General features: G+C 42.0%; 9 protein-coding genes. 3 read left to right on the top strand and 6 right to left on the bottom strand.

Annotation, left to right across the window (positions count from 1 at the left end):
• The first annotated feature begins 121 nt into the window (after positions 1-121).
• The 3 genes from gloA2 (at position 122) to T357_RS0107580 (ending at position 3,540) form a co-directional block, all read left to right on the top strand.
• A complete protein-coding gene (gene gloA2 / locus T357_RS0107590; RefSeq protein WP_031550515.1) occupies positions 122-499 on the top strand; it encodes an SMU1112c/YaeR family gloxylase I-like metalloprotein in 378 nt (125 codons plus the stop codon).
• A 458-nt stretch (positions 500-957) separates the two neighbouring features.
• Positions 958-2,292, top strand: coding sequence for a glycosyltransferase family 2 protein (locus tag T357_RS0107585; protein ID WP_031550512.1), 1,335 nt, complete (start codon positions 958-960; stop codon positions 2,290-2,292).
• A 432-nt stretch (positions 2,293-2,724) separates the two neighbouring features.
• Positions 2,725-3,540: a Cof-type HAD-IIB family hydrolase gene (locus T357_RS0107580; protein ID WP_031550509.1), complete on the top strand. Its 816-nt coding sequence runs from the start codon at positions 2,725-2,727 to the stop codon at positions 3,538-3,540.
• A 150-nt stretch (positions 3,541-3,690) separates the two neighbouring features.
• On the opposite strand, the gene T357_RS0107575 is transcribed toward T357_RS0107580, so the two are convergent.
• From T357_RS0107575 to T357_RS20165, 6 genes are all read right to left on the bottom strand, one after another.
• Positions 3,691-6,354 (bottom strand): sensor domain-containing diguanylate cyclase, encoded by a 2,664-nt coding sequence (locus tag T357_RS0107575; RefSeq protein WP_031550506.1) that lies wholly within the window; start codon positions 6,352-6,354, stop codon positions 3,691-3,693.
• A gap of 164 nt (positions 6,355-6,518) precedes the next feature.
• Positions 6,519-9,731, bottom strand: a complete 3,213-nt coding sequence (locus T357_RS0107570; protein WP_031550503.1) for an insulinase family protein — start codon at positions 9,729-9,731, stop codon at positions 6,519-6,521.
• Positions 9,732-9,772: 41 nt separating this feature from the next.
• Positions 9,773-10,321 carry an NAD(P)H-dependent oxidoreductase gene (locus T357_RS0107565; protein WP_031550500.1) on the bottom strand — a complete coding sequence of 183 codons (549 nt, stop codon included), beginning with the start codon at positions 10,319-10,321 and terminating at the stop codon, positions 9,773-9,775.
• A 170-nt stretch (positions 10,322-10,491) separates the two neighbouring features.
• Positions 10,492-11,511, bottom strand: a complete 1,020-nt coding sequence (locus tag T357_RS0107560) for an asparaginase (protein WP_031550497.1) — start codon at positions 11,509-11,511, stop codon at positions 10,492-10,494.
• A 444-nt stretch (positions 11,512-11,955) separates the two neighbouring features.
• Positions 11,956-12,921 carry a DUF5640 domain-containing protein gene (locus T357_RS20170; protein WP_031550494.1) on the bottom strand — a complete coding sequence of 322 codons (966 nt, stop codon included), beginning with the start codon at positions 12,919-12,921 and terminating at the stop codon, positions 11,956-11,958.
• A 10-nt stretch (positions 12,922-12,931) separates the two neighbouring features.
• Positions 12,932-16,090: an InlB B-repeat-containing protein gene (locus T357_RS20165; RefSeq protein WP_049962337.1), complete on the bottom strand. Its 3,159-nt coding sequence runs from the start codon at positions 16,088-16,090 to the stop codon at positions 12,932-12,934.
• Between the last annotated feature and the right edge of the window lie 219 nt (positions 16,091-16,309).

Raw genomic sequence — 16,309 nt, 5'->3', positions numbered from 1 at the left:
TTGATTGAATTAACATTGGTTTCTGATTCTGGAAATACCAAAGAAAAGTCTTTTAATTCGCTGTTTCTGTAAATTCCTCTTTGGTATAATTATCTAAAATACGATAAGGGAGAAGTAGAGCATGAACTTAAACCACATCCATCATATAGCCGTGATTTGTTCCGACAAAGATATCGCATTGGATTTTTATCACAATAAGCTTGGTTTTAAGATTATCAGGGAAAACTATAGACCGGAACGTGATGATTGGAAGATTGATCTTGAACTCGGAGACTGCGAGCTTGAGCTATTTATAATGAAGGATCATCCGCTCCGTTCTTCACCGGAATCTTACGGATTAAGGCATCTTGCTTTCCGTGTAGATTGCGTGGATGATACAGTTGCAGAATTGGAAGCTATGGGGATCACTTGCGAACCTATACGACTGGATTCTTTCACAGGAAAGAAAATGACTTTTTTCCACGATCCAGACGGACTTCCTTTAGAAATACATGAGTAACTGTCAGACTGAAAATATGTGGAGGTGAAATTTTGCAAGAATTAGTATTACACAGAGTATACAAGCACTTTAAAGGCGATTATTATCTCTGAGTGTCTGTTTCTCTGTGTTAATATTACAAGGTTCATTAAACATAAAATGAAAGATAAAAAGCTTATTTTTTCCTACATATTACTAATACTTGGACTACTTCCATTCTTATTTATACTGGTATGCTGTATAAGGGACGCTTTCGTTGGCGTCCCTGAACTAAGCATCTTCATCCCACCCGCCAAATGGTACTACGGATTCGATGCGCTCCGATACGACATGATGTGGGTGTGGATAATACTTGTTGCATACTGGTATATTACGGTTCCATGGATCATCCTTTTAATTGTAGGACCAATAGTCTTTCTTATCTGGCATCATCGCTCAATGAGAAAAGAGCGAAATAGAGATAATCGTGGAGGTTTAAAATGCCCAAAGTAAGTATAATCATCCCTGTATATAACGCTGAAAAAGCTCTCAGAAAATGTATAGACAGTATTCTCAACCAGGAATATAAAGATTTCGAACTGCTCCTCATGGATGACGGAAGTAAAGACTCCTCTCCTTCCATCATAGATGAGTATGCAGAAAAGGACGCCAGAGTTAGAGCCGTACATAAAAAAAACTCCGGAGTTTCCGATACAAGAAATATGGCCATAGATATGGCAACCGGAGCATACCTACAGTTTCTGGATGCAGATGATTGGATCACTCCTGATGCCACAAAGCTTTTCGTCCGGGCTATAGAAGCAGCGGATGCAGACATGGTTATCGCGGATTTTTACCGCGTTGTGGGGGAACACCTGTCGCAAAAAGGAGACATTGACACTGATCGTATCCTATCAAGGAAAGACTATGCGGATTACATGCTATCGAACCCCGCAGACTACTACTATGGTGTCATCTGGAATAAGTTCTACAAAAAGGAACTGCTTGACCGCTATAAACTCAGAATGGATGCGGAGCTCAGTTATTGCGAGGATTTCATTTTCAATATGGAGTATCTGCTTCATGCCGAGCGCATCGCAGTGGTCAAGTCTCCCATATACTATTATGTAAAGACTGAGGGATCTTTAGTTTCGCAAAACATGAATCTGACGAAGATAGTCAACATGAAGACCAATGTAATGCAGTACTATGACAGATTCTACAGAAATGTTTTCGATGAGGAGGAATATGATCTCAGAAGGGCTCAAATTGCGGGATTCCTGATTGATTTTGCAAAGGATGACTTTGTCATCCCCGGTACTCCCATTTCTAAAAAGCTTGGAACAGAGACAGTATCAGTGCAGTATCATCCGGATGAATGCGACACTGTTTTTTCCGACAATTACTACAGGGATAAGCTTCTTGAGTACTATCTTAAGCCCATATCTATACAGAATGATCTGAAGACTGAGGATCTCAGGATACTTCTATACATGCATCAGGCTGCTAATCCTGTAACTGAAATGATGGTCGTCGATTATACAAAGCTTCCGCTCATTACGGTTGTCACTTCTCTTCAGAAATTGAAATCAAGGTATTTTATAAAAAGTATCCGTCCTGCCCAGGATGAAGCTAATGCCTCTTTCTCAGAGAGATACCGTGCCTATTATGTTTTGGATGATGCAAAACGTATAGAGGAGCAGCTTGATGAGGCCTTAAAAGACTTTGACAACCTTAGATATCATGGGCTATCCGAAGATGAAAAAGCTGTTTTCAAGGATCTGGAAAAGAGGTCAATGGATAATATAAAAAGCTTTCTGAAATCGAATGGATAAAAGTATCACTTGCCGGCAGTCCTGATTATCTTCGTATCACTCAAGGCGGCAGATTAAAATATTATCAAAAAAAGGAAGAGGCTCGGTGTACCCTTCCTTTTTAGTCCATTGCTGTTTTTTAAGTTTGCTTCAGCTCTTTGCATCATAAGATTTTTAGTGTTGAGTTAATTAGAATGATAGTTCAACAAATGATATAAGATTTAACCTATTACCAGATTATTATAGGCAGCTGTTTCTCAAAACCCAGATAAAATACCTGAAGCAGGGTTGTATTAAACAGACAATAGCTTTATCATTTAAAATAAGTGTTATCCCAAAAACGTTTTAATTAAAAGATTGATACAGCATGGATGAATTACGAACAAAATAGGTTGATAAACGCTTTTCATCACTATTTGTGCTGCTGCCAAAAGGCGGCAGAATGGAGTTTTTATGAAATATAAAATGATAGCTCTGGACCTGGACGGAACACTTACCAATTCCCAAAAGGAAGTTTCAGAACGAAATAAGGAAGCATTGAAAAAGGCTGCGGATAAAGGAGTGCATATAGTGCTGGCTTCCGGCCGACCATTGGTCGGGATCCTGCCGGTGGCCGAGATGGTGAACCTGAAAGAGACAGGCGGATATATGCTGGCCTTCAACGGTGCCCATATCGTGGACGGACGCACCGGTGAAACCTTCATGCAGACAACATTACCGGAAGAATTTTATCCGGACATCATAGACTATGGGAAGTTGTTTTATGATGTGACGATCCTGACATACACCAAAAATGGCATAGTCACTCTTGATGACCAAAACCCCTACGCTCAGCTTGAGGCAAAGATAAACCGTGTGCCCCTCATGCAGGTTCCGGATCTTTGCGCTGCCCTTGACGGTCCGGTATGCAAATTCCTTTGCGTAGGTAACTATTCACATCTCAGGGAAATTCAGTTAATGATAAAGGAGGAGTACGGAGATAAGATCAATGTCTTCTTCTCGGAAACCTATTTCCTCGAGATAGTTCCCAACGGCATAGAAAAAGCTGCCTCCCTTAAGAAGCTGCTTGATAAGCTTGGCCTTCAACGCGAGGAGCTCATCGCCTGCGGTGACGGCTTAAATGATATCACCATGATAGATTTCGCCGGACTAGGTGTCGCCATGGAAAATGCCCAGGACGCTCTGAGGTACCGCGCCGACTACATTACCGACACCAATGATGATGACGGTGTTGCCGAAGTCATCGAAAAATTTATTTTAGAAGAGTGAACTTAGAAGCTACGGGATTGTTCTCAATCGCAAGCCATCGGGGGACGATTCCAGCCGAAGATGAACTATCTCCGATGGATTTAAAATCAGCAGGGAACGGCTTTTATCCATGAAAGCCGTTCCCTGCTCAACTATGGACTCCCCTGTTTATCATTCACTTTCCTTCAGGTATTTCTTGTTTTCATACATGAGGTCATCTGCTTTTTTGAATACTTCGGACACTTTGTTTTCGCCATTATATCTTGCAGCTCCCATGGCGATCACAACTCCTCCGTATTCCATATTTTTTTCATTCAATGCAGAAAAATTAGCACTAAGTGCATCAAGATTGTGATAATCATGATTCGTGGCAATCACGACAAATTCATCGCCGCCAATCCTGTATACAGGGCTGTGCTGGAAAATCTTACAAATCTGACTGCAGCCTTCTTTTATATATCTGTCTCCTGCCTGGTGTCCGAATTTATCATTGATCTCCTTAAGTCCGTTAAGATCAAATACGACCAGGGCGAACTCCAAATCCTCATTATTTCTTAATCGGTCATCCAGCTGCACCTCAGCTTCGATATATGCATGCTTGTTTTTAACCCCGGTAAGAGCATCAATATTTGCAATACTCCTTGCAGCATTAAGCTTTCGGGCATATTCCATTTCTTTTTTTACCTGCTCATGCTCGTCTATTATTCCCACAATTATCTGAGGACCATCCTTTTCCTCAATCTTTGCGGCTCTTATACAGGTGAACCTGGGCTCTCCGTTAAATATCAGACGGATCCTCAGAACAAAGACACCCTTGCTTTCTATTTCATCTATTATATTATCTTTGGTACAACTCAACAGGAACATGCTCTTATCTTCAACATGAACGAGCTCTTTACCTTTTTCTGTTACCTGATTGTAGAAGTCATCACCTTCGCCGGAAAGTCCCACTTCATTAAACCTGTCATCCAGAACAAACTGTACATAATGATCTGTCACAGGATCCACAGTATAAATGCATATGTAGTTTCCGGATAGCGCAGTAATCCTGCTGTAGGTCTTTCTCTCCTGCTCAATGCGTTCCAGCGCTTCCTTATGCTTTAACTCTAAGTCATTATCAATATAGCTGAGGATAACTATGGCCAAAGCAACCACTCCGGTCTCGGGATTTGTTGCTATCCTTCGTATGAAAAGATGTGCTACGCCGTTATCATTTTCCCTTACATCTACTATGATCGGCTTTCCATCGACACTGCACTGTTCCATGGCATTTAGAAAATCAGAGCCAATATTTTCTTTAATCTCTGCCTTCGATATGAACCTTTTACTCAGCATTCCGGGGTGATGAACATTGGTATAATCCCTGAAAGATTTATTTCCTCTGGCCAGTTTCGTGCCTTCATCAGAGACTTCGATTATGAACATCGGCATGGTATTAAAATAGCTGCCAAGCTTTTCAGCCCCTTCAAATGAGGAAAAAGACATGTCATAAAGATTGACCTTGCCCAATGCAGAATAGTATTCCGACTCCTTTGGATTTTCAAAACCAATCTGTTTTCCTTCTTTATATCTCCTGAATATTTGTTCAATAGTTACTACATCACAGAAATAATACCCCTGCAGTCTTGTACATCCGATTTCGTCAAGAAATTCAGCCTGTTCCACTGTCTCAACACCTTCGGCAACAGTCTCACTGCCAAGTCCGCTTGCAAGTCTTACAAGTTCTGTGATGATTATCTTGCTTCGTTCATTATTTTCAATCTTACTGATGAAGGTCTCGTCAAGCTTGATAACGTCAAAATGAATTTGCTGCAATATATTTGTCGAAGAATTTGCTTTTCCGAAATCATCCAGCCATACTGAAAATCCAAGCTTTCTGAATCGCTCTATCTGTGCCATCATATAATCCTTATCATCAAGGATTACACTCTCTGTTATTTCGATCACTATGTTGCCACGGTCAACTCCCGAGTCATCAACCCTTTTCCTTATTTCCTCAACGATATCGCAGGAATAAAAATCTGTTCCCGAGAGATTTATGGAGTTTGGAACAACATATAAGCCTTCCTCAGACTGTCTTTTTAATTTCTTCAGTACTTCATCCAGAACAAACAGGTCCAGTTTATACGCAATTTTAGCTTCATTCAGAATGGAAATGATCTTCGTTGGAGCAAAATTACCTTTTTCCGGATCTGTCCACCTTACCAGTGCTTCTTCATTACACACCCTGCCATTGGAGGTTCTGATAATGGGCTGATAATGCACCTTTATCCATCCCTCCGCCATAGCTATGTCCAGGTTCTCAAAGACATATGATCTATCCTCAAACTTTTTCAGCATTTTTGCATCAAAAAAGCGCACGGTAGATTCAAATATATTTCCGCAGCTGTCACACGCTATTTTTGATCTGTCTGTAGCTGTAGCTGCTCCAACCCGTCCCTGTTTGAAATCATATACACCTATTCTGACCGGTAATGTCCTGCCATCGTTTACAGTCCTGAATTCCTTAACAAACTCCCAGAGCCTGTTTCCAAGATCTTTCGAATAAGTATAGACAGTAAAATGATCGGCAGTAGTACGGCAGCAGCCTTCTTTACCAAAGTATTTCACAAGAAGATTTGCAACTTCTCTGATGAGTCTGTCACCTTCTGTGTACCCATATCTCTGGTTAAATGCCTTCATTCCGCAGAGATCCATGAAAAGCATGGCCGAACCTATACCGCAGCCTGCATTAGACTCAAAAAAATCCTCAGCAAGCTCAAAGAACCGGTTCATATCAGGAAAACCGGTAAGGTGATCATAATTGATTTTCTCGTTTATTTTTTCCATGCTCATACAATGTCTCAGCCTTTATTAAACATATTTCTGCTGCACAATCATGCCTTTAATTATATCTCAAATTATTTAATTTTTAAAACCTTGTTATTCAGCAAATGCAAAAATCCACAGAAGAAGGTTCTCAATCGCAGGAACCTTCCCCTATGGATAACTCATCTCTGTCATTCACTCAAGGAGAATACCTTGTCGAAACAGTCTTTATCCTCTTCAAGTTTTGCCTTGTTTCCGGCCATCACAAAGTATCCGTCCCCGACAACCTTTTCCATTACATCAGCCGCACCATTCCGGTCTTCGAGTGTTGCCTTTTTCATATCTTCAGCAATTTTTATCAGATAATCCGGATTATTTCCTGCAAAAAAGGTATAAATGCCTGACTCTGCACGGCTGATATCACCCATAGGTTTTATAACATTGTTGAAAGCGGAAACGGTGTACGTATCAATATCCTCCCCTGTAAGACTCATTTCCCTCAGAGCGGATGGAGCTTCATCCAAAACCTCCAGCGTTGTTTTACAGTTAGGATCACTTGAGGTACCTATACTAACTACTCTTTTTTCAATTCTGTAGTTGACATCTGCGCCATATGCACCGTTTCTATATCTCATTTCAGGAATAATGTATCTGTCATTAAGCGCCTCCAAAAACGGAAGGTATCTGCCCTTGAACTCAGAATCCTCCAGGATATACCCGCCGCACATAGACTGCAAAGGACTGCTTACAATGATACCTACCCGTTTTTCATCAGGAATGCCATAATCATAAGACTCACGGTAATCATCACCTGTTCCCGATGGCATACTGTCTATAAGTTTCCCGCATTCACTTTTTATTTCAGCGATACCCTCCGGTGAGGCAGCTATTCCCATGATCATATGATCACTATGCCATATCTTATCCCGGATATTTTTCATTCTTTCTGCCAATTCTTCAATCGCGCCATCATTCTCCGAAAGTGCGGTTTCAATTCCGGTAAGATAATCATGCATACCTTTCATTATGTAATATTCAAAGCCCGTGCTTGTGCCGGAAAGAGCCCTTGCAAGGGTTACTGCTGCTTTATTAGCACTGATATTGGAAGGATCACTATTATTTTTAAGTATTTGTACTATTTCCTGTACTTCCTCCATTTTATAATCGGATTTTGTCAGCATCTCCTCCATGAGACTGAGATTATTGCTGAAATCCTTTGTGAATCCGCCTAATGATACTTCCAGATACAATCTGTCGAAAGGCTCTTTAAAATCTGTTCCGGACAGGCCTGTGCTTATGCTTCCATTCAGGTTGCTTTCCCGGTCAAATTCCTCCTTTGATCTTTCTGTTGTGGAAACATTGCCCAAAAGATTTAAATACAGCACGAGGTCAAAAAGTTCTTCCTGCTTAAGGGTTGAGGTATCGTAAAAAAGGCTGACGCTATATATATCTTCCTGTTCGATGGGAACTGCTGCCACGGTACACTCTCCGAGATTTGTAATCTCAGGAGTATCATATTTTACCGGCTCAGGCAAATCGGAAGCATTGATCACAATATTCTTGTTCGTTACATTTTCCTCATTCCATTCATCGAAATCCCTGGTATCTTCTATCAGTTTAAGAAGCTCCGATTCCGACATATCAGCTTTTAAGTTCTTTAAATAATCCTCTATTTCCTGCTCTTTCTTTTCTGCAAGCCCCGGCTTTTCTTTACAGTAAATCAGTGCCTTGCGGTCCACCTCCATAAGCTTCTTTGCAAGTCCTTTTACCCTGGTCTGATCAGGATCCTGAATGAGTTTTTCAAAGGCTGCTTCATCTGTTTCCATGACCATTGGATCTCCGGTTCTTGTCCAGGGTACTGCGATTGCCTCAGAAAGAGTATCTATGAATGTAACCTTCTCTCTTTCAAAAGCATCCTGCAGTTCTCTTTCTTTTATTACAACATCATAGATTTCCTTTGGAAATCCATTTTCAGAAACCTCCAAAAGACTATCATCAAAAATTTTCTTTATTACGTTTTTGTCAATATCCTCTCCCTGGGTGTAAACCATCACCTGATACACAGGATACCATGCATTATAAGGAGACAACGTCGAAAACGTATTCCACTGAAGTCCTTCTTCTCTTAGTGCTTTCATAAAAACAGAAGAAGAATCCATCATGAGAGCCGTGAATACAAGTAGTTCGCGTTCTTCTTCCGGAGTGAACCCGGAAAGATCAAAAGCATACGTTATACTGTTCTGACTGCCTGAAGTATCATCCTCATAAACCGGAATGTCATATTCGGTTTCTACATAACCATCAGGAACAACAATTTCCGGGATATTTACAGGTTCTTCTTTTTCAGGGTACTTTGAAAGATATTCCCGGTCCAGATATTCAAGTACAGCCTTATAATCCATATCTCCGTAAAGAATCATCAATGAATTATCAAATCTGTAATATGAATTATATACTTCGTGCAGATTACTATAGTTCAGGTTTTCAAGATCTGTATAGCATCTTCCATTGGCATAACTCATTATCGAGTCCGGATATAAACTTTCATTTACTGCATAACAGGAGATATCCTGTCCGCTTGTCATCCCTCCCATATCTTCTGAAAAAACTACTCCACTGAGTGTTATAGGATCATCGATGTCATATAGCTGATACCTTAGTGCTTCACGTTTAAAATAATTTTCATTTTCAAGGACCTTTGGAGAAGTCATACAGCTCATATATCCATCCAGAAGCTTTATAAACTGCCCCTGACTCAGAGTACTGAACGGATATGAAGTACATGTATTGTAGGTGAAAGCATTGGTAAAAGTATTGTAGGTAGTATTTGACATATCGAAGAAAAGATCCGTGGCCGGATATTTATCCGAAGCCGCAAGTATAGAGTGTTCGAAAATGTGCGGTATGTCGGCATTGTTAAGCTGCGGAACCCGGTAGCTTATATCAAAGCCCAGCTCCTTATCATCATTTCTGATAAGGTATAATGTAGCTCCGCTGGTTTCATGCTTAAGCACAGCTGTGTCTGCTCTAAGCGCCTTAACTGTCCCTGTTCTTTCTACCTTATAATCAAGATAACTGTTGCCCTCTTTGAAAAGATCGTTTTGATATTCCTCATCCACCTCTTCGGAAAGATAAGGGTACCCATTCTCATCCTGTTCTACAGCCTGTCTTTTTACTTCTTCAGTATCGTGGGTAGTTTCTTCGATTCCAGGAACAGTCTCTTTATTTTCAGCTGCAGTCGTTTCTTCGGAAACAGACTCAGGTATAGGATTTGGTTCAGGGACAGACGTTGCCTCACAACCCGCCATGGTGATGACCAAAGATGCTGCCAGAATAACTCCTGTAATCTTTTTAAGAGTATAATGATTAATTTGTGACTTATATATCTTATGTATAATACTCATATTTCCTCATTTATATCCACCGAATCCGGCTAATAATTATTTTATATTGTTTTGACTGCTTCCTTCATGATCCCATCAACATCCGCCCCGACTATATCAAGTCCCACTGCCTTGATGAGCTCCACTTCTTTGATTCCATAGAAGTTTTGTGCAAGGGCTTTTATATATCCAAATCCGTATTCTTCCGGCACAAAAGTTCCACCTACAGTCATGACATAATAAAGCTTCTTCGCTTTGCAAAGCCCCTTTGGAATTCCTTCGGGAGTATATTCAAATGTAATCCCCAGAACATTTATGTGTTCTATATACTGCTTAAGCGCAGCAGGGAACGACAGATCCCAGTAGGGGGCAGCTATAACAATAGTGTCTGCTGCCGCAAACTGTTTTGCCAAAGAAAAGTAATCATCCCCAAATTGCCGCGTGGCTATCAGACTGTCTCTTTTCTTTAAAAATGCTTCATCCGTCTTTGGAAAAACCACATCCTCCAGTCTGACCTCCACCCGGTCTCCGCCGATTTCTTCAAGCAGTTTCTCCGCAAGCTTCCTTGTTCTTGATTCACCACGTACACACGCATTTACCAGTAAAACCATGAAAACCTCCCGGTATATATATTCCTCATCTTTATAACATTGCTATTATTTGAGCTTTTTAGTTCCTTTCCACTCAATATAGAATATCTTTAATTATATTATGCAGAGTTTACTTCTGAAAAGAAACTGCAGAGTTCCTCAAAAGAGGATGCTGTTGATTAAATTCCTTATCAACGGCTTTTCTGTTTCCTGTTTGCAAAAAGCATATCCCGGTTGATCTCGGTATAGAACAGTTCGCGAAGTTCTTTTTTGCTGCATCCCATACCTTTTATCCACATGAGCTTTGTGATGGTGGCTTCAAGTGTCATATCATAAGCCTCGATCATATGGAAATCATGCTTCACTTTGCGGCCGACTTCATAAACGGTCATATTACTGCCTTCATTCGCCACCTGGGTAGTCATGACCACCAGCTTGTCAGCATCACTGAACCGGTCCATTTCCTTGTAAAAGGTTTCCATCAGAGTTTCAGGAATTCCTCCCACACCAAAGCTCTCCAAAACTATCACATCGTAGTTTTCAAAAATATAGCTGAGGACGTCGCTCTTGATTCCGGGGAACAGTTTTAAGAGGCATATTCTGTCTGACATCTCATAATAAAACTTCACAGGTTTATCATTTGGAGTTTCCTTTATGTAACGGATCAGCATACCGTCCTGTATCACCGCAAGGTAAGGGAAATTGATGCTTGAAAAAGCATTGTAACTCTTTGCTCTTTCTTTTTTCGCTCTGGTTCCGCAAATGACTTTGCCGTCAAACACGATTGAGACATTCCTTGATTCTTCGTCGGCAGCATAAATGAATGAGTCCAGAAGGTTTGTCTTGGCATCCGTTATGTCCATGTTGATAGGCTTCTGTGAACCCGTAATAACTATGGGCTTCTCGGAATCCTGAATCATATAGCTGAGAGCTGCCGCTGTATAAGCGAGAGTGTCCGTTCCGTGACAGATCACGAACCCATCGTATTTTTCATAATTATCTTCGATGGCCTTAACAATCTTTTTCCAGTGTTCAGGGGTCATGTTGGTACTGTCAATGTTAAGAACCTGAACAACTTCAACTTCGCACACATCTTTTACTGCCGGAATATAAGCAAGAATATCCTCGGGCGTAAGTCCCGGTGTTAATCCATCTTCAGTCTGTTTGCAGGCAATAGTGCCCCCGGTGCCGATCATTAGAATTTTACGCATTGCTGTCCTCCTTAGGTAATATTATATAGAGGATTATAAAATGCCCAATATCTCTTTTCCATAATCTGTTCTTCAGTTTCACTATCGTTATGCTCTATATAATATTGATTCCATAACATAATAATCGCGATTGACTCCCGAATGTATGTTTGCTAAAATTTATACCGTGCTACCAGTATTAAACGGTAGGCGGTTAGCTCTCTATACGGAGGGCTTTGTAAGACCCTCCAGAAAGGAGGGCACCATGGTTAGTTTTTCTGATTTATTCCAATTCGGGATTTTGATAGTTGCAATCATTGGTCTTGTTTATAAGATAGCAAAAAAATAACCGCCCCAGTCTCACAAGCTAAGCGGTTATTTTTTGTAACTGTTTACTTAAAGAGCTAACCGTCTACCGGTAGCACTTCTTTTCAATTAGTATATTAACATCATTGCATCTTCCAGTCAATCTGCTTCCTTTTGCAGCTCGTATTCATTCTCGAAATACTCATCAAGACACTGCAGATTCATAACTCCGTCCACAACAGATACTTTAAATGTTGAATCCCTTAGGTTCTTCTTTTCAAAATCAATCTCAAGGATATCCTCATCAAGCTTGTAATCGAAACTGTAGCTGTGCTCCGGAAGTACCAGTGCACCTGTTCCGTTCTTCTTGAATCGATATGATGTGATATCATCGATGCTCCAAAGGCCTGCGATATCTTCCATGGTGAGATACTCGGTTTTCTTTAATTCTTCCTGGGCCAATGTCTCTACCGGAGCTGTCGTCTCCTCAGGTACAGTCTCTTCCAGAACCGCCTCGGTTTCGGCAACAGTTTCATCTTCTGCCAATGTCTCCTCCAGGTCTTCTGTTGATTCTACAGACTCTCCTGTTTCCTCATCAGTTTTATCTGCATCTGAGTCAGCTTTATCACTGTTTTCTTCATCATTATCGGTATCTGAGGGTTTGTCATCATCAGATGATTCCGAATCGGTATCATCGGTTTTGTTTTCATCTGCTTTTACTGAATCTTCGTCATCATCGGAATCGGAAGTCTTATCATCTTCGGATATATCTTTGTCCTTTGTATTATCTGCATCTTTTGAATCATCAGATGATCCGTTACCTACTTCATCAGATTTATCATCTGTGTTCTTGTCAGATGTAGACTTATCATCAGATTCATCGGTACCTGTTCCACCTTTTGTATTATCATTGCCTGTGGCATTGGTGTCCTTATCATCAGATGAGTCATTTCCTTCTGAGCTGTCGTTTTTATCATTACCTGAATCATTCTGATCCTGCTCAGAGCCGCTCACTGTATTCTCATTAGCCTGATTCTCAGTGGCATTGACATTTTTTCCTACAGCAGTAACAAGGAAGCCTGCCATAACTAACATACCTAGTCCTTTGTACAATTTTCTTTTCATCATATCCTCCTTACTCCTGTCCAACAGGTGTCTCACCAACTCCGTTCCATGCACCATCAGCACCGACTACATGTCCGTCAGGTGTTATTGTTCCACGATAAAGTTTTCCCTGTGTTGATCCGGGTACGATATCAAAGTAGTACCACTTATTGTCGATATTCTTCCAGCCGGTTGCCATTCTTCCGCGCCAGCCATCTTTCTGAGGCATCAGATAGAATCTCTCACCGTTGTAATCAAACCAGTTGGTAAGCATATTTCCATCTTCATTGAAGTAGTACCAGTATCTGAGGCCATTATAGTCAAGGCTCATCCACTCACTCTTAGCGAGAGTTCCATCTGACTTTGTATAAGTCCAGGTGTCAGCATTTGCATTGCTTCCCCATCTTCCGCCAACATCGCTGGCAGGTACGCCTGTCTCAACCTGATGGTTCTCAGGAATACCGGAGGTTGCATCGTTAATCTGATCAACCTTTGCCTGAATCTCTGCACTGCCTGAAGATGAAGATTTGTTTGATGAACTTCCGCTGCTGCCACTACTTTCACTGCTGCTGTCATGTTTTTTACTGTTATCTTCAGATTTAGTCTTCCTCGGAATCTCTTCCTCTTTAGTCTTCCTCGGAATCTCTTCCTCCTTGGTATGTGAAGAATCATTCTCACAGGTAAAGGTTTTGATTCCGGTCTCATCGTAGGTAGCTTCCTTTGTAACAACGCCATCATCCCACTTATGACCTATAGCCTTGATTATCACTTCATCCTTTGTGAGCTCAACCTGTCCAACCGTATCTTCAAAAATCTTTCCACAGATTTCACACTCATAATAATGCTTATTTCCTTCTTCCTCACACGTAGGATCTGCTGCATTAACCTCTTTCAGCGGAAGATGATTGTGATCCTTGGACTCCTCCCACTGAGCATAAAGTGTAGTTGTAGCCTCTACCGATATTTCGGATTTGTCTTCATATGATACGCCTGTTCCGTCAGCCTTGGTATTCCAACCTGTGAAAATATATCTATCTTTTGTAAATCTATTGGAATTAACCTTAGTTAACTGATTCTTTGTTACGATCTGATCTTCCATAGTACCGGTGCCACCATTTGAATCAAATACAAGCTTTATCGCTTCACCTATTGTAACTGTTATACATACAGGTTCACTGTCAGAATGAGTTTCATCGCCCTTAACTTTGTACCATACATAGTTAATTCCCGGATTTGTCGCTTTCGGAATATAAGAATCCCATCCAGATTCCGGCACAGTTTCGCTATCAGTTCCGAAAGCATAGAGAATACTCGTTGCGCCCTCACCTATAACACCCGGTGTGATAAGTTCCTGCTCCGAACCGGTATAAGTCAGATCCTTTCCTGTCGGTTCAGTTGTTAACGTAGCTGCCGGGAGGAAGTGCACCTTGTAGTAACCCCACATATAGCGTTCTGTATCCGAAATTGCAATTTCCACGGGAGGATTTGACAGCGCAGAATCCTTCCAGCCTTTTCCCGGAATAGCATTTGTCAGATTACCATTCAAGGCTGCTGCCGCAGTTCCGGTTACTGTCGCGGTAACATCGCCGCCGTTGATCGTGGTTTTGCCGGAGAAGCCGTTATATCCCTCCGCTGTTATTGTTCCTTTGTTGATGATCAATTCGGCAGAGCTGTTCATGAATACGCCCGCGCAGTTATCTGTGCTTTTGCCCTTTAAATCCAGCGTTCCGCTTCCTTCAAGTATGATTTTGCCGGAATTCGAATAGATTCCGCTGCCGCCATTTGTCGTATCGGAAGCATTCAGGGTATTGGTTCCGGTAAATTGGATTTTTAGTTCCGACTGGCCTACGTAGTAAAGAATTGCAGTGTGCATATCGCCGGCATGGCATACCGTGCTCGAGAAACCGTCCAGCGTAAGCGTATTGGTATCCGCCGCATAGCTCCATCCTGTGCCGGACAGATTGCCGCTGGTGATCAGCTCGTTGGCAATCCAGATTTTGTAGCTCTCCACAAGGCTGTAGCCGACCGAGGCCGTCACATCGGCGCTGGCGGAAGACGCGGTCTTTACGCCGGACAGCGTGATCTCCGCTATGTAGTCTCCCTTATCATTTGGTGCGGAAGCAAGGGGCGTCTCGCTTGTCTTGCTGTATGCCCCATCATCCGCACGCGTTGCGCTATAGTATTTTATGTTATCAACAGCAACCGACTTCCCTGTCGCAGTATTAAAATCATCCAGGCCCGTAAGCCTTGCCGTATGAGACTGGCTGCTTGCAAACAAATCCTCCGGCGCGGCGATGGTCAGTGTTACTGCGTGGTCAGAACCGCCTTGCGTGCTCGGGGACAGGTTGCAGCCTTCCTCCGTGCAGGCCGCCTTGATGGTCGCGTCGCTGGCAGAGTAAGTGAAGTCATGGGTGTGTGGCTTGAATGTGATCAAAACATTTTTTTTACCACCCGGATTCACATATTTATCGTCACCACTTTCTGTTATTGGAAGTGGGGTATCAGAGCCGACCACAGGCATTCCATCATTACTCGCATAAACAACAGTCTGATCTCCGACATAAATTTTGTTTTGGCCTGCGGCTCCGGCCGAGCCACTTTCAGTTGCTTTTAATTTCAGCTCGCCCTCTATGACCGTGACAAGCGCTTGATCTGACAGTGCTGCCTTATAATTACTTGTTGAAGTAGACACTTCTCCGTTCACACCATAAATAGTCAATGGCTCATGTCCATTCATACCTAAATAAATTCCGTTTCCAGCACTTTGAATTTTAAATGTTCCCGTCTTACCAGATTGTCCATGAATCGTCAAAGAATTGCCCCCACAAGAGAAGGCGGTCGCTGACGCATCATCCGAAGAATTAATCGTCAGTTTTTTCCCATCACAAATAATTAAATGTACAGGACCATTAAGAGTTATTGGAGATGTGCCACTTAGATTCTTTATCTCCACATCATTCTCAACAACATACCAGGTTTCAGAACCTGCTGTTCCCCAACTTTGACCACTGCCGCCGCTTACCGCAATATAATCCGTGCAGGTCTCTTCCACAAGCGAGCTTCCATTCCAGTCCAAATATGTGACAGAACTTGCAGCATACGCCGTCAGGCTCATCCCCGCCATCAGCCCCAGCACCAGCGCCAGCGCGAACAAAAAGCCAATCAGCTTTCTTCCTGTTCTCTGTTTCATGTGTATTTCCTCCTTCATAAAACTCTTGTATAACAAAAACCGCCGAACCTGACAGGGTATAGTAACCCCGTCAAATCCGACGGTTATCCATCACGAATGTAATATGCAGTTTCAAGCGCCCCGCAGGACGCTAAAAGAGCGCAGTTAGCCTCTGCTCTCTGCTCTCTGCTCTCTGCTCTCTGCTCTCTGCTCTCTGCTCTCTGCTCTCTGCTCTCTGCT

It is taken from the genome of Oribacterium sp. FC2011 (assembly GCF_000701645.1).
GTDB lineage: Bacteria > Bacillota > Clostridia > Lachnospirales > Lachnospiraceae > Oribacterium.
Note: the sequence above shows the minus strand (reverse complement) of the source record. Positions and strands in the feature narration are given on the sequence as shown.

What these genes read in the sequence shown, in the direction of transcription:
- gloA2 (WP_031550515.1), top strand. Translation starts at nt 122, where the DNA reads ATGAACTTAAACCACATCCATCATATAGCCGTGATTTGTTCCGACAAA.
- T357_RS0107565 (WP_031550500.1), bottom strand. Translation starts at nt 10,321, where the DNA reads ATGGTTTTACTGGTAAATGCGTGTGTACGTGGTGAATCAAGAACAAGG.
- T357_RS0107585 (WP_031550512.1), top strand. Translation starts at nt 958, where the DNA reads ATGCCCAAAGTAAGTATAATCATCCCTGTATATAACGCTGAAAAAGCT.
- T357_RS0107560 (WP_031550497.1), bottom strand. Translation starts at nt 11,511, where the DNA reads ATGCGTAAAATTCTAATGATCGGCACCGGGGGCACTATTGCCTGCAAA.
- T357_RS20165 (WP_049962337.1), bottom strand. Translation starts at nt 16,090, where the DNA reads ATGAAACAGAGAACAGGAAGAAAGCTGATTGGCTTTTTGTTCGCGCTG.
- T357_RS0107570 (WP_031550503.1), bottom strand. Translation starts at nt 9,731, where the DNA reads ATGAGTATTATACATAAGATATATAAGTCACAAATTAATCATTATACT.
- T357_RS0107575 (WP_031550506.1), bottom strand. Translation starts at nt 6,354, where the DNA reads ATGAGCATGGAAAAAATAAACGAGAAAATCAATTATGATCACCTTACC.
- T357_RS0107580 (WP_031550509.1), top strand. Translation starts at nt 2,725, where the DNA reads ATGAAATATAAAATGATAGCTCTGGACCTGGACGGAACACTTACCAAT.
- T357_RS20170 (WP_031550494.1), bottom strand. Translation starts at nt 12,921, where the DNA reads ATGAAAAGAAAATTGTACAAAGGACTAGGTATGTTAGTTATGGCAGGC.